This window comes from Rothia nasimurium (assembly GCF_928381415.1).
GTDB classification, from domain to species: Bacteria; Actinomycetota; Actinomycetes; order Actinomycetales; family Micrococcaceae; genus Rothia; species Rothia nasimurium_H.
Window position 1 is genome coordinate 308,584 of record NZ_CAKMSF010000003.1, and the last position, 14,321, is coordinate 322,904.

11 protein-coding genes are annotated in these 14,321 nt (G+C 60.0%); 8 read left to right on the top strand and 3 right to left on the bottom strand.

The features are described from left to right. Window positions 1-166 precede the first annotated feature (166 nt). Window positions 167-1,369, bottom strand: a complete 1,203-nt coding sequence (locus tag L7A20_RS05055) for an MFS transporter (RefSeq protein ID WP_237222606.1) — start codon at window positions 1,367-1,369, stop codon at window positions 167-169. 267 nt (window positions 1,370-1,636) lie between these two features. On the opposite strand from L7A20_RS05055, the gene groES reads away from it, so the two are divergent. From groES to guaA, 8 genes are all read left to right on the top strand, one after another. Continuing rightward, window positions 1,637-1,924, top strand: coding sequence for a co-chaperone GroES (groES, locus tag L7A20_RS05060; protein ID WP_135013045.1), 288 nt, complete (start codon window positions 1,637-1,639; stop codon window positions 1,922-1,924). Between the two features lie 55 nt (window positions 1,925-1,979). Further along, window positions 1,980-3,575 carry a chaperonin GroEL gene (gene groL / locus L7A20_RS05065; protein ID WP_237186019.1) on the top strand — a complete coding sequence of 532 codons (1,596 nt, stop codon included), beginning with the start codon at window positions 1,980-1,982 and terminating at the stop codon, window positions 3,573-3,575. A gap of 213 nt (window positions 3,576-3,788) precedes the next feature. Continuing rightward, a complete protein-coding gene (locus L7A20_RS05070; RefSeq protein ID WP_237222607.1) occupies window positions 3,789-5,954 on the top strand; it encodes an acyltransferase family protein in 2,166 nt (721 codons plus the stop codon). A 174-nt stretch (window positions 5,955-6,128) separates the two neighbouring features. Then, window positions 6,129-7,646 carry an IMP dehydrogenase gene (gene guaB / locus L7A20_RS05075; protein WP_237222608.1) on the top strand — a complete coding sequence of 506 codons (1,518 nt, stop codon included), beginning with the start codon at window positions 6,129-6,131 and terminating at the stop codon, window positions 7,644-7,646. A 111-nt stretch (window positions 7,647-7,757) separates the two neighbouring features. Beyond that, the gene (locus L7A20_RS05080; protein WP_237222609.1) at window positions 7,758-8,885 is read left to right on the top strand and encodes a GuaB3 family IMP dehydrogenase-related protein; all 1,128 of its coding nucleotides are present in this window, start codon (window positions 7,758-7,760) and stop codon (window positions 8,883-8,885) included. A gap of 90 nt (window positions 8,886-8,975) precedes the next feature. Then, window positions 8,976-9,923 carry an SURF1 family cytochrome oxidase biogenesis protein gene (locus L7A20_RS05085; protein WP_237222610.1) on the top strand — a complete coding sequence of 316 codons (948 nt, stop codon included), beginning with the start codon at window positions 8,976-8,978 and terminating at the stop codon, window positions 9,921-9,923. A gap of 72 nt (window positions 9,924-9,995) precedes the next feature. Further along, window positions 9,996-10,547: a DUF3817 domain-containing protein gene (locus tag L7A20_RS05090; RefSeq protein WP_237222611.1), complete on the top strand. Its 552-nt coding sequence runs from the start codon at window positions 9,996-9,998 to the stop codon at window positions 10,545-10,547. A 114-nt stretch (window positions 10,548-10,661) separates the two neighbouring features. Further along, entirely contained in the window at window positions 10,662-12,212 is a 1,551-nt protein-coding gene (gene guaA, locus L7A20_RS05095) for a glutamine-hydrolyzing GMP synthase (protein ID WP_237186071.1), read from the top strand. A 258-nt stretch (window positions 12,213-12,470) separates the two neighbouring features. Here the strand turns inward: guaA and L7A20_RS05100 are convergent, their stop codons facing one another. Further along, entirely contained in the window at window positions 12,471-12,830 is a 360-nt protein-coding gene (locus L7A20_RS05100) for a hypothetical protein (RefSeq protein WP_237222612.1), read from the bottom strand. 479 nt (window positions 12,831-13,309) lie between these two features. After that, on the bottom strand, window positions 13,310-14,050 hold the full coding sequence (locus tag L7A20_RS05105; protein ID WP_237222613.1) for a type 1 glutamine amidotransferase domain-containing protein: 741 nt from the start codon (window positions 14,048-14,050) through the stop codon (window positions 13,310-13,312). Window positions 14,051-14,321: the final 271 nt, after the last annotated feature.

Consider the following 14,321-nt stretch of genomic DNA (forward strand, 5'->3'; position numbering starts at 1 on the left):
AAGCGCCATACGCCCGCTGGCTCGGGGCTGGCGTGAATCGAGCGAGCGGGAGAGGGCAGGGATTGACCCGCTGAAAGCCGACTGGCTGGGTCTGGCGTGAATCGGGCGAGCCCCCAGGGCGAGCCCGAGAGGGTCAGTCGGCGCAAGCGGGTCTCCCCCGCCCCTCTTACGTGCCTTTTCTCCCCGTAGGTAGCTTCGTGATGGGCTGGGTCGCAAGCGCCCAGACAGCTCCGCCCAGGGCGCTAGAGCCGATGACGGTAAAGGCCACCGGGAGTGAAGAGATCAGCATGATGCCAGAGACTGCTAGGGGCCCTGCGACGATGGCGACCTGGGAGAACATGGACCAGATGGAGAGGAATTTGGCGCGTCCGATGTTGGGGGAGAGGTCGGCGCCGATGGTCATGTTGATGCCGGCGCCGAAGCCGTTGCCGATGGCCATGAGGGCTAGACCTGTGATGAAGCCGGCGCTGGTGGGTAGTAGGGGTACGAGGATGAAGCCGGCGCCGAAGATGCTGAGGCAGAGGGCGAGGACGGCGGAGCGTCCTACTCGGTCTTTGAGGTAGCCTCCGGGAACCATGAGGACCATTTCGAGGGCTGAACCCAGGGCGATGGCTAGGGCGATTTGGGCGTCGTTCCACCCTAGGTGTAGACCCCAGAGGGCGGCGACGATGGGTTGGGTTACTCGGCTCATGGCGAGGGTGATGATGCCGAGGCCTGCGACCCAGACGGCGGGCCAGCGGACGGCTAGGGCGAGGTCTTCTTCGGTGCGGTTTGAGCGGGCTGTGCTGGTGGCGGTGTCGAAACGTTGGTTGAGTTTGCGGATGCGCAGGCAGAGGGTGGCTGCGACGACGAGGGCGAGGGCGAAGAGGAAGACTGTCCAGAGGGGGAGCCAGAGAAGGAGGAGGGCTGAGGCGAGGGGCCCGGCGAGGGCACCTGCTCGTTGGGCGCCGCCGAGGGCGGTCATGGCTTTGCCGCGGTCTTGGGCAGCGACAGTTTCTGCTAGTACGGCTTGTCGGGCGAGCCCCCACGCGACGGTGGCTGGCACACGAGCAACGTGGGCGAAAAAGTAGAGCCATAGAGCCCCTGCCAGGGGTAGGGCGAGGGAGAGCGCTGAAAGGGTGAGGGCTACAGAGGCGCTGAGGGTTGCCAGTGTCATGGCGCGTTTATCGCCCACCCGGTCGATAGCTGCACCCACCGGGACGGTGCAGATGAGGGCGAGGACGCCCGCGGCGGCTACCAGCAGGGAGGCGAGTTCGGGTGAGGCTCCTAGCCTGATAGCTGCAATGATTTGGACGGGAACGACAGCCCCGAAGCCGGCGGCGAAGAGGAAGGAGGGGACGAGTACCGGCCAGAAGATGAGTTTGAGCATGTTTAGCCTTTCTGCCGGGTTTGGGGCTTTCAACCTGTATTTTATTGCACATCAGTGGTGATGCTGGTGGTGCGCTGTCTGCGAAACCGGCGCCTTATCTTGCCCGTAGGGGGTGAGGGGAATAAAGTTTTAGTTAGCACTTGACCGCTAACAGTGCTAAATCGGCAACCGGTAGCACCGCGACGATACCGGGTATAGCCGCCTTAGTGCCCCACGGTCACCCCCATAAGTTTTACGCTGAGACCTCACTTGAAGGAGTACCTCACCATGGCTATCAAGCCCCTCGAAGACCGCATTGTCGTTCAGATCGTTGAAGCAGAGCAGACCACCGCATCAGGTCTGGTCATCCCCGATACCGCTAAGGAAAAGCCCCAGGAGGCTAAGGTTATCGCTGTTGGCCCCGGCCGCATCGACGACAAGGGCAACCGCATCCCCGTTGACGTAGCTGAAGGCGATGTCGTTATCTTCTCCAAGTACGGTGGCACCGAGGTTAAGTACGGTGGCGCTGAGTACCTGATTCTGTCAGCCCGCGACGTACTGGCTGTCGTTTCCTAAGTTTTCGCTGTTTCTACCGAATACAACACGAAACACGAGAAAGAAGTAAGGATTCATGGCAAAACAGCTTGAATTCAATGATGATGCGCGTAAGCACCTGCAGGCAGGCGTTGATAAGCTTGCTAACGCTGTCAAGGTGACCCTGGGCCCCCGCGGCCGTAATGTGGTGCTTGATAAGCAGTGGGGCGCACCCATCATTACCAACGACGGTGTATCTATTGCCCGCGAGATTGAACTGGAAAACCCCTACGAAAACCTGGGTGCCCAGCTTGCTAAGGAAGTAGCTACCAAGACTAACGATGTTGCTGGCGACGGTACCACCACCGCAACCGTCCTGGCCCAGGCTCTGGTTTCTGAGGGCCTGCGTAACGTCACCTCGGGCGCTGCCCCCGGTGAGGTCAAGCGCGGCATCGAGACCGCTACCAAGCTGGTGTCAGAGCGCCTGCTGGCTAATGCGCGCGAGGTAACCGGCGAAGAGGTTGCTCACGTGGCAGCTATTTCTGCCCAGTCACCCCAGATTGGTGAGCTGCTCTCTGAGGCCTTCAGCAAGGTAGGCCAGGATGGCGTCATCACCATCGAAGACGGCTCCACTACCGAGATTGAGCTCGAAGTAACCGAGGGTATGCAGTTCGATAAGGGCTACCTCTCACCCTCCTTTGTCACCGACCCGGAGCGTGCTGAGGCTGTTCTCGAGAACACCGCCATTCTGCTCTACCAGGGCAAGATTTCAACCGTGGCTGAGATTATGCCCGTGCTCGAGAAGATCGTTCAGGCTAAGAAGTCCCTGACCATCATCGCTGAGGACGTGGACGGCGAAGCCCTCTCCACCCTGGTCGTTAACAAGCTGCGCGGCAACCTCGATGTTGTTGCCCTGAAGGCACCCGGTTTTGGTGACCGCCGTAAGGCAATCTTCCAGGACCTGGCTATCCTGACCGGCGGCACCGTTATTACCGGTGAACTGGGTATTTCCCTGGATGCCGTCACCCTGGATCAGCTCGGTTCAGCCCGCCGCGTGACCGTCACCAAGAACAACACCACCATCGTTGATGGTGGCGGTACTTCTGAGGCTGTTGCTGAGCGCGTTGACCAGCTCCGTGCTGAAATTGAGCGTGTGGACTCCGAATGGGACCGCGAAAAGCTCAAGGAACGCCTTGCCAAGTTGGCCGGTGGCGTGGGCGTCATCAAGGTGGGTGCTGCTACCGAGGTTGAGGCCAAGGAACGCAAGCACCGCATTGAGGATGCCGTATCCTCTACCCGCGCAGCACTCGAAGAGGGCATCGTCGCAGGTGGCGGTACCGCCCTGGTTCACGCTCTGGCAGCCCTGGACGGCGTTGAGCTCGAATCCCGCGATGCCCAGGTGGGTGTAGACATCGTCCGCCGCGCCCTGGTCCAGCCCCTGCGCTGGATCGCGGAGAACGCCGGCGAGGACGGCTACGTGGTTACCTCCCGTGTGGCAGATATGCCCATCGGTCACGGCTTCAACGCCGCAACCGGTGAATACGAGGACCTCATCGCCCGCGGCGTCATCGACCCCGTCAAGGTCACCCGCTCAGCCCTGGAAAACGCAGCCTCCATCGCTGCCCTGGTGCTGACTACCGAGACCCTGGTTGTCGAAAAGCCCGAGGAAAAGGACGAGGACGAAGCCAAGTAAGGCCCCTCTCTAAGGCTCCTTACCCGGAGCCCCTTTCGGGTACAGCACATCCCGCTCTTGCAGTGACTAACACTGTAAGAGCGGGATTTGCTTTTTAAAGCAAATTTCCAGCCACCGAGAGTAACATTTTTAACTTGGTGTCATCCTGCCCGTTACCCCTCAGCAACCGATGTTTTGGCACCAGATGATTGTCAGCAAAGGAGGTAGACCGCAGTGCCCCGCCCAGCAAGCGAGACCAAACCAGCCACCGGCACCATCGCAGCCGTCACTCGTTCAGCAGAACGCACCTGGCGCCCCGAGATCCAGGGGCTGCGCGCACTCGCCCTCCTGCTGGTTGCCGCTTACCATTTCTGGTTTGGTCGTGTATCGGGCGGTGTCGATGTCTTCCTGTTGATTTCAGCGTTTTTGTTGACCGGCTCTTTTGCTCGCAAGATGGAGCAGGGCACGCTGGTCGGGCCCGGCACCTGGTTCGGTGTAAAGACTCTGGTGGCCTATTGGGTTCATGTCTTTAAACGTTTGCTACCCCTGGCGTCTATTACCGTTGTTCTGACCCTCTTGGGCACCTACTTCTTTATTCCGGCAGAGCGTTGGCTGTCGATTGCCGATGAGGCAAAGGCCGTGATTCTGTACCAGCACAACAACTGGTCGATCGAGAACGCGGTGGACTACTACGCAGCCGATACCTCCCTGGCCTCCCCCTTCCGCCATTTCTGGTCGCTATCGGTCCAGGGGCAGATGTATGTGCTGTGGCCGATGCTGATGGTTGCCCTCGCCCTGGTGCTGGGTAAGCGTATGAGGGGTTCTGCCCGCTGGGCTTTAAGCGGTGCCTTTACAGCCCTCTTTGTGCTATCCCTGTCCCACTCGATTGAGGTCACTGCTGCTAACCAGCAAGCGGCCTACTTCGAAACCGAGGCCCGCCTGTGGGAATTCGCGCTAGGTTCCCTGGTGGCTCTCTGGCTGCCCGTCCTGAAATTACCGCCGCTAGTGCGTGCGGTGCTGGGTTGGGCTGGGATTGCGGCAATTATCGCTTGCGGCTTTGTGCTGGACGTCAACGGCACCTTCCCCGGTTATGTGGCGCTGTGGCCCACCCTGGCGGCCTCGCTCGTCATCATCGCTGGAGATACAGGCACCCGGTTCGGGCCGGAAAAACTCCTCACCGCCAAACCTCTGCTGGCCCTGGGAGGTTTCTCCTACGCCCTGTACCTGGTGCACTGGCCCATTCTCGTGTTCTACCTATCCCAGACCCGCCAGGAAAAGGCAGGGTTCTGGGCTGGGCTTGGCCTGCTTCTTCTCTCGGGTGTTATCGCCTGGGCTCTGACCCAGCTGGTCGAAAAGCCCCTGCGGGACTGGGCCCTACCTAACCGGTCCATGACAGCGGGGCTAGTGACCGGTGCGCTATGCATGGGCCTTGCTTTAGGGCCCTCCTACGCCTGGCAATCATCCATCTACCGGCAGGCCGAGCAAGCTGAAGCTAACCGCACCCTCAATAACGTGGGGGCGGCAGTGCTACAGCCCGACTACGAGTACACAGGGGAAGAAGACGCCCCCGTCATCCCCATCCGTGCCGTGCTCGATGCGGATTGGGCTGACCTGGGCACAGCCTGCACCGATGTGACCCCCGAGCTGGCCGTTCCCGATTCTCTTGCCGGGGATTGCACCTACGTCGCCTACTCACCCCAGCCCAGCCGAACCATCGTGGCTTGGGGTAACTCCCACATGCAGATGTGGATGACGGCCATGCGTCCGCTCGCCCAATCCCAGGGCTGGACGGTCATCGCCCTGACCCGCCCCGGCTGCTTCCTCGGTGAAACCGACAACACCGCCTACGCTAGCGGGTTTGAATGCGATACCTGGGCGGCAGACAGCGCTGCCTTCATCCAGGAACTTGCCCCCAACACCGTCCTGCTGCACGGCACCAAGTCAGAACCCAACCTGCCCGACACCCCGCTGCTCGATGCTGAAAGCCGTATCGCGGAACTTACCGGTGCTGGCATCCAGGTTCTGGGCCTGCGCGATACACCGCGCATGGAAACCATGCACAAGGACTGCATGGACGCCTTCGGCACGGCGGACGACTGCGTCATGAGCCCCGGCCAGGACGTCACGGTCAACCCCCTCAGCTCCCTCGAAGAAACCTACCCGGGTTTTGCTGCCCTTAACCTCTCTGACCTGATTTGCCCCGAGAACGCCTGCCCGGCGTCCATCGGTAACGTTTACACCTACTTCGACTACGACCACATCACCGCAACCTATATCGAAACCCTGAGCCCCTACTTCGACCCGCGCGTGCTCGAAGCCCTGGGCAAAGCCGATGCTAGTTCACAGGCACATACTCAACTTGTGCCGGCCGGAAGCGCCCCCTACGAGGTCGTGGAATAGAAACGGCGGGGGAGGGGTTTCACCCAGTACGAACAGGGACGGAACCCCTGATGTGAGCAAGCGGCAGTTAGCTGCCCGGGCCCTACACTCGCACATCGGGGCTAACCCGACTAAGATTAAAACCAGTGTCGCTAAGCGCCCACCTGAATACCCTCGAAAGGTAGCGAACCCTTCATGACTACTCCCACTGCACTGAGCGAAGACCCCTTCGGCTTCACCGGCCTCACCTACGATGACGTCCTGCTCCTGCCCGGCAACACCGACGTCATCCCGTCAGATGCAGACACCACCACCCGCCTGACCAAGCGCATCTCCATCGCCTCACCGATTATCTCGGCAGCAATGGACACCGTCACCGAGTCCGCCCTGGCCATCGCCATGGCTCGCCTGGGCGGCATGGGCGTGATTCACCGCAACCTTTCTATCGCTGACCAGGCTGACCACGTGGACCGCGTCAAGCGCAGCGAATCCGGCATGATTACCAACCCCGTGACTGTCGGCCCCGACGCCACCATCGCCGAGCTCGATGCCCTGTGCGGCCACTACAAGGTTTCGGGCCTTCCCGTTGTGGACGAGAACAACGTACTGGTCGGTATCATCACTAACCGCGACACCCGCTACCTGCCCGAGTCCACCTTTGAGACCACCCGCGTGCGCGACATCATGACCAAGATGCCGCTCATTACCGGCCACGAGGGCATGAGCAAGGACGAAGCTTTCGCCCTGCTGGCAGAAAACAAGATTGAGAAGCTGCCCCTGATCGACAAGGACGGCAAGCTCACCGGCCTGATTACCGTCAAGGACTTCACCAAGAGCGAGCAGTACCCCCGCGCCACTAAGGACGAGGACGGCCGCCTGCGCGTTGGTGCGGCTATCGGCTTCTTCGGCGACGGCTACGAGCGCGCCATGACCCTGGTTGAGGCAGGCGTTGACGCCCTCTTCGTTGATACCGCTAACGGCCACTCCCAGGGCGTGCTCGATATGATTGCCCGCCTGAAGAAGGACCCTGCCGCAGCCCACGTTGATATTGTGGGTGGCCAGGCTGCTACCCGCGCTGGCGCCCAGGCTATCATCGACGCCGGTGCCGACGCGGTCAAGGTCGGCGTTGGCCCCGGTTCCATCTGCACCACCCGCATTATCGCCGGTGTTGGCGTGCCCCAGATTACCGCTATCAATGAGTCAGCTAAGGCTGCTATCCCCGCCGGTGTTCCCCTGATTGCGGACGGCGGCATGCAGCACTCCGGTGAAATCGGCAAGGCCCTGGTGGCGGGTGCGGATTCGGTGATGCTGGGCTCCCTGCTGGCAGGTACCGCTGAATCACCCGGCGACCTTATTTTCGTCAACGGTAAGCAGTTCAAGGCCTACCGCGGCATGGGCTCCCTGGGTGCTATGCAGTCCCGCGGCGGCAAGAAGTCCTTCTCTAAGGACCGCTACTTCCAGGCCGACGTATCCTCCGAAGAGAAGCTGATTCCCGAGGGCATCGAGGGCCAGGTACCCTACCGCGGCCCCCTGTCCTCCGTACTGCACCAGCTGGAAGGTGGTCTGCGTCAGACCATGTTCTACGTCGGTGCCCACACCGTTGAAGAACTCAAGAACAAGGGCCAGTTCGTGCGCATTACCTCAGCAGGTCTGAAGGAATCACACCCCCACGACATCACCATGACCGTCGAGGCCCCCAACTACCGTCGCTAAACTGTAGCGGCCAGCCCCGGTTTTCTCGCCCCTGCGGTGAGGGGCCGGGGCTTCCGAACGTTACCACGCTCTTTTGCACCAACCGGCCTACCACCGGTGAAAGGAAGATCCATGACCGACATCCAGATTGGTATGTCCAAGCGCGCCCGCCGCACCTACTCACTCGATGAAATCGCCCTGGTACCCACCCGCCGTACCCGCGATGCCCACGATGTGAACCTCAGCTGGCAGATTGACGCGTTCAAGTTCGACACCCCCATCATCGGTGCCCCCATGGACTCCGTCATGTCACCGGCTACCGCCATTGCCCTGGGCAAGCTCGGTGGGCTCGGCGTCCTCAACCTTGAGGGCCTGTGGACCCGCTACGAGGATCCCCAGCCCCTGCTCGACGAAATCAACGCCCTGCCCGCTGACGATGCCCCCGCCGCCACCCGTCGCATGCAGGAAATCTACGCTGAGCCCATCAAGGCTGAGCTGATCACTGCCCGCCTAGCTGAGATTCGTGAATCTGGCGTAATTGTTGCAGGCTCCCTGACACCCCAGAACACCCAGGAGTTCTACCAGACCGTGGTCAAGGCTGGCGTTGACCTCTTTGTTATTCGCGGTGCGGCAGTATCTGCCCAGCACGTCTCCTCCCGCCGTGAACCCCTGGACCTCAAGAAGTTCATCTACGAGCTGGACGTGCCGGTGATGGTCGGTGGCGTCACCGGTTATACCCCGGCGATGCACCTGATGCGCACCGGCGCTGCCGGTGTGCTGGTAGGTTTCGGCGGCGGTGCTGCCCTGACCACCCGCCGCGGCCTGGGCATTCAGGCTGCCATGGCCACCGCGATTTCCGACGTCGCTGCTGCGCGTTCTGACTACCTGGATGAGTCCGGTGGTCGCTATGTGCACGTGATTGCGGACGGCTCCCTGGGCCGCTCCGGCGACATGGTCAAGGCACTGGCGATGGGCGCGGACGCCGTCATGATCGGCGCGCCCCTGGCCCGCGCAGCTGAAGCCCCCGGTGCCGGCTGGTACTGGGGCAACGAAGCTCACTCAGCTGACTTCCCCCGCGGCATCCGCACCTACCAGGGCACCGTAGGCTCCCTAGAAGAGGTGCTCTACGGCCCTTCAGCCCATACCGACGGTAGCGCTAACCTGGTGGGCGCCCTTAAACGAGCACTGGCAACTTGCGGTTACACCGACCTCAAGTCCTTCCAGCGCATCGATGTCAACGTCACCCCCTACGTCAAGTAGATGACGCCCCCGGCCCCGTGCACCTAGTTTTCCTAGGCGCGCGGGGCTGACCTGCTGTCGTCCTCCCGTCTCAAGCCGAAAAGAGCAATCGTGCTAAAAACCGCTTTGACCCCCCGCTGGCTCCTCAGACTGCTCCTGGTGCTAGCGCTGGCTAGCGGTTTCGTCATGCTCAGCAAGTGGCAGATTAACGCCTCTACCCTGGGGCAGGTCACCGCTGATCCGGCTAAGGACCAGGTGCGCCCCTATAGTCGGGTACTCCAGGCCCATGATGCCCTGAACATGTCTGAGGTTGACACCGTGGTTGAGGCAACCGGCAGCTATGTACCGGGATCCACCTACCTGGTGGAAAACAAGCTGAAGGACGGTGCCGAGGGCTACTGGCTGGTCAGCCTCTTCGTTCCTGACGATAGTCAGCAGGTAAGCACCAGCCTGGGGGAGGGGCCCCGCGGTATCGTCGTGGCCCGCGCCTGGACCCCTATCGCTGAGATTCCCGCTGAACCGGCCGGCACAGTGACCATCGCGGGGCGCGTTGTGGGTAACGACGCCCCGCTTACCAGTCGTGACATCAGCGATGAAAACCGGGGTAGGGATCGTGTGCTGGCCTCCGCCAACTCCTCCTACCTGACCAACGTCTGGAACGCCGCCCTCTTCAACGGTATTCTCACCCTCGACTCTGAAAGTACAGGGGCCACCCCGCTGACCGACCAGGGCACTATCGCCGAGACCGCCACCCTGCTCGATAGCAGCGGAGCCCTGCAGCCCATTCGTGCACAGCAGGTCACCGACGACACCGTCGACTGGCTCAACATCTTCTACGCTCTAGAATGGCTGGTCTTCGCAGGCTTTGCCCTCTACCTCTGGTACCGCCTGCTCAAGGACTCAGTCGAAAAAACCACAGACCCCACCCTCTACTTCGAGTACGAGGGCGAATACTGGGTCGATGAGGCCACCGGCCGCCCCTACTACTGGGACCCGGCAGATCAGGCCTACTACTACTTTGATGATATTCCGGACGCCCCCGCCCCGTCCTCCCGCTAAAGGGCAAGCTGCCCGCAGGCGTCCGCCCACCACCGAACAGACCACCCATACCAGCTAAGGGAGAAACCAGCTGTGAGCGAGAACCCCACCCCGCGCCCCACCCACCGCACCGACGGTAAGAAAGTTACCCTCGCTGCGGGAACTACCGAAACGAATGCCGCCGGTGGCTTTACCGTGCGCAAGAAATTCGGCGGAACCGAATCCCAGATTCGTGGGGCCCTCACCTTCTATAAGTGGTGTGCCTGGATTTCAGGTACCTTCCTGCTGCTGCTCGTTGCTGAAATGATCAGCCGCTACATCTTCGGCTACGACTTGATTGCCGGTGGTGTCGACGCCCAGACCGGTGAAACCGTGGCCCTGGGCTGGCTGAACCTCGAGACCGGCAACCTGCACGGGGGCCTGAACATCTCCACATGGATCCTGATTATTCACGGCTGGTTCTACGTCGTCTACCTCCTCTCCTGCTTCCGTCTCTGGCTGCTCATGCGCTGGGCCCTGCCCCAGATGATCGTCATGGCCCTGGGCGGTGTGGTTCCCTTCCTGTCCTTCATCGTGGAGCGCCGCATCTACGCAGAAACCCTTGCCCTGCTTGATGCGAACCCGCAGGCCACTAAACGTTACTAGGTCTAGCGCTTCCCTGCACTAGAATAGAACCCAAGGATTACCCTTCAACCCCAACCGAAAAGGTATATACCTGTGACTACCCACAACCCCATCGAGGAGCTCGAAGAGCGCCCCGTGCTGGTCGTTGACTACGGCGCCCAGTACGCGCAGCTCATCGCGCGCCGCGTGCGTGAGGCCGGTGTCTACTCGGAGCTGGTTCCTCACACCATGCCCACCGAGAAGATGCTCGCCAAGAACCCGGCTGCAATTATTCTGTCTGGCGGCCCCTCATCCGTATACGAGGACGGCGCCCCCAAGGGCGACATCGCCATGTTTGAGGCTGGCGTACCCGTCTTCGGTATCTGCTACGGCTTCCAGGTCATGGCCCAGACCCTCGGCGGTACCGTCGCTAAGACCGGCCTGCGCGAATACGGCGCAACCGATGCCGTGGTCTGTGCAGAGAACTCTTCCTTCCTGACCGGTACCCCCAAGACCCAGAACGTCTGGATGAGCCACGGCGATTCTGTCTCTGAAGCTCCCGCAGGCTTCGAGGTACTGGCCCAGACCCCCGGCGCAGCCGTTGCAGCCTTCGTTGATGAGAAGCGCAAGTTTGGTGGCGTGCAGTGGCACCCTGAGGTTAAGCACTCCGATTACGGCCAGGTTGCCCTGGAGAACTTCCTCTTCAACGTAGCGGGTCTGAAGAAGACCTGGTCAACCGGCAACATTATCGAAGAGCAGGTCGCTAAGATCCGCGAGCAGGTTGGCGATGACCAGGTCATCTGCGCCCTGTCCGGTGGCGTTGACTCATCTGTTGCCGCAGCCCTGGTTCACAAGGCTGTGGGCGACCAGCTCACCTGCTTCTTCATCGACCACGGTCTGCTGCGCGAGGGTGAACGCGAACAGGTTGAGCAGGATTACGCTTCAACCATGGGTATCAAGGTTGTGACCATCGATGAGTCAGAGCGCTTCTTGGGCGCCCTGGCCGGTATCACCGAGCCCGAAGCTAAGCGTAAGGCGATTGGCCGCGAGTTTATCCGCTCCTTCGAAGCTGCCCAGCGCAAGCTGATTGAAGAGGCCGGTGCTGAAGGTACCGATATCAAGTTCCTGGTGCAGGGTACCCTCTACCCCGATGTTGTTGAATCTGGCGGTGGCGAGGGCGCTGCCAACATTAAGTCCCACCACAACGTGGGCGGTCTGCCTGATGACCTGCAGTTTGAGCTGGTTGAGCCCCTGCGCACCCTCTTTAAGGACGAGGTCCGCGCTATCGGCCGTGAGCTGGGTGTGCCTGAGAAGATTGTTGCCCGTCAGCCTTTCCCCGGCCCCGGCCTGGGCATCCGCGTGATTGGTGAGGTCAATAAGCACAACCTGGATATCCTGCGCGCTGCTGACCTGATTGTGCGCGAGGAACTGACTGCCGCGGGCATGGATGAGGAGATCTGGCAGTGCCCCGTGGTGCTGCTGGCGGACGTCCGCTCCGTTGGTGTGCAGGGTGATGGTCGTACTTACGGTCACCCGATTGTGCTGCGCCCGGTGTCGTCTGAGGACGCGATGACTGCTGACTGGTCACGCCTGCCTTATGACCTGCTGGCGAAGATTTCTAACCGGATTACCAATGAGGTTGCTGAGGTGAACCGAGTGGTTCTGGACGTGACGTCAAAGCCTCCGGGAACGATTGAGTGGGAATAACAAAAATTTTCCCCAACAGGGGAAAATAAAATTTTTGTTATTCCGCGAGCCTGCGAGCGGCATGGACGATTTAGTGCGACCGCCGCTTGCGGGCCTCGGGCGAGGAGCTTGCGAACTTAGTGAGCTCCTCGTTTTGTTATTCCGCGAGCCTGCGAGCGGTTATATCGGCATAGATCGCATGTCTGCGATACTCGTGATTGCAGCACAGGCTAAGCGAAAGGCCGCCCTACTGATCGATAGGGCGGCCTTTTCGGTTTTTTAGTATCCGTAGGCCTTCAGCAGAGCATCTGAGAAGGTCACCTGGTAGGGGAGTGCACGTAGTTTTACTTCATCGATATCAATACCGCGTTGAGTGGCTGCTTCAACGTACTCTTCCCAGGGGAAATCAACCTGGTTGGGAACATCTGCTTTCACAATAGTGAGGAGTTCTTGGATAGCTCTGTCTGCCGTTTGGTGCCATTTCCCTGGGGTATCCGGGTTGCCGTGCCAGAAGGAGGTTAGCCCCCGGTCCATGTCGAGCTTGATGAGTGAACCGTCTTGGAGTTTGAGGTATTGGGCAATACTTACACTGAGGGTAGGGCTGGTGTTTTCAACCGGCGGGGTATCGAGGTCGCACATGATGATGAGTGCTATTACCGGTGTATTTTTGATAATAAGGGGTTCTCTAGTGAGCTCAGACCGCTCTGCGCCATCAGTCAATAGCGGACGGTAGCGGGGTTGCAAATCTGGCTTACTCATGCTGGTGAACAGTGGCTGTGGGCGTCGTAGAAACTAAAAATAACTGTGGTGAGAGGGTTATTACTGGGAGATAGGTTGAGAACTCTTAAGGTATTCATACGATGTCCAATCTGATGGTATGAGGTTTTCATGGCCTCGAAGCCTAATTCATCAGGAGTCCGAATATATCGGGGTATCAGAGTCAGAATATTAAACTTTCCTGACTACTCGGATCTGGTATGAATTGTACGGTGAATGTTAGCGAGTCTGTGAGAGCGTCATGGCCATGGGCAGGTGCACCCGTCCGCTCCTTTAACTGAACAGCTCCCGTCCTTCCCCGTTGAGGGGATTGGGCGGGGGCTACCGTATTTAACCTGGTTCTAGGCAGGACGGGTGGTGTTACCTAGGCTGCGCAGGAGTTCTACTGTTTTTTGTGCTGTGGTTTTGGCTGAGGCGGGATTCTGCCCGGTGACGAGGCGTCCGTCCACTTGTGCGAAGGGTGTGAAGGGGATGAGTCCTTTGGAGTAGTGGGCTCGGAGGTCTTTGACTTTTTGTTCGACGTTGTAGGGTACGAGTTTGGCTACTCCGGCGAGGACTTCTTCGCGCCAGGAGAATCCGGTGATGTGTTTACCTGTGAGTAGGGGTGTGCCATCGGATAGTTTGGTTTCGAGGAGGCCGCAGTAGCCGTGGCAGACTGAAGCAACGACGCCCCCGTGTTCATAGATCTCTCGGGTGAGTTTTTGTAGTCCTTCATTGGTAGGGAAGTCGTACATGACGGAGTGGCCGCCGGTAAAGAAAATGGCGTCAAAGTCTGCGGCGTTTACCTGGTTGGGGCTTTTGGTTTCCTCTAGCAGCTTCATACGTTCAGGATTATTGAGCCAGGCTTTTGCAGAAGCATCTAGATTGGGAAATTTGAGGGAACGAGGTTCTAGCGGAGACTTACCGCCGAGGGGGCTTACGATTACCTGTTCAAAGCCAGCTTGTTCGAATGTTTCGTAGGAATGGGTAAGTTCGGAAAGCCACAGGCCGGTGAGGTTGCTAGGGTCTGACTCGTATGCGCTGACGTTGGTGACTACCTGTAGGATACGTTGCGAGGGGGAGCTGGAGTTCGTTGGAGTCATGGTTACAATCTACCCCCATGCGTTCAAACGGTGTAGAGACTGTGGAACAGCCCCCGTCTTTCCCCGTTTAGGGGAGTGGGAGTGGGCTGTTTTGTGTGGTTGGAGTTAGGGGAGCTGGCTGCGCGGTGCTTGTGCCAGTGGGGGGGCGGCAGCCGGGTTCGAAGGTGATGTTGTGGATGAGTACCTGTTGGTTTGAGATCTCGCCGAGGTAGCTGTGGCCGGTGATACCTGATGCCATCAGGGCGATGCCGTATTGATTTGCTCTGGAGAC

Coding starts and splice junctions, on each gene's coding strand:
- L7A20_RS05055 (WP_237222606.1), bottom strand. CDS start 1,369: ATGCTCAAACTCATCTTCTGGCCGGTACTCGTCCCCTCCTTCCTCTTC.
- groES (WP_135013045.1), top strand. CDS start 1,637: ATGGCTATCAAGCCCCTCGAAGACCGCATTGTCGTTCAGATCGTTGAA.
- groL (WP_237186019.1), top strand. CDS start 1,980: ATGGCAAAACAGCTTGAATTCAATGATGATGCGCGTAAGCACCTGCAG.
- guaB (WP_237222608.1), top strand. CDS start 6,129: ATGACTACTCCCACTGCACTGAGCGAAGACCCCTTCGGCTTCACCGGC.
- L7A20_RS05080 (WP_237222609.1), top strand. CDS start 7,758: ATGACCGACATCCAGATTGGTATGTCCAAGCGCGCCCGCCGCACCTAC.
- L7A20_RS05100 (WP_237222612.1), bottom strand. CDS start 12,830: ATGTGCGACCTCGATACCCCGCCGGTTGAAAACACCAGCCCTACCCTC.
- L7A20_RS05105 (WP_237222613.1), bottom strand. CDS start 14,050: ATGACTCCAACGAACTCCAGCTCCCCCTCGCAACGTATCCTACAGGTA.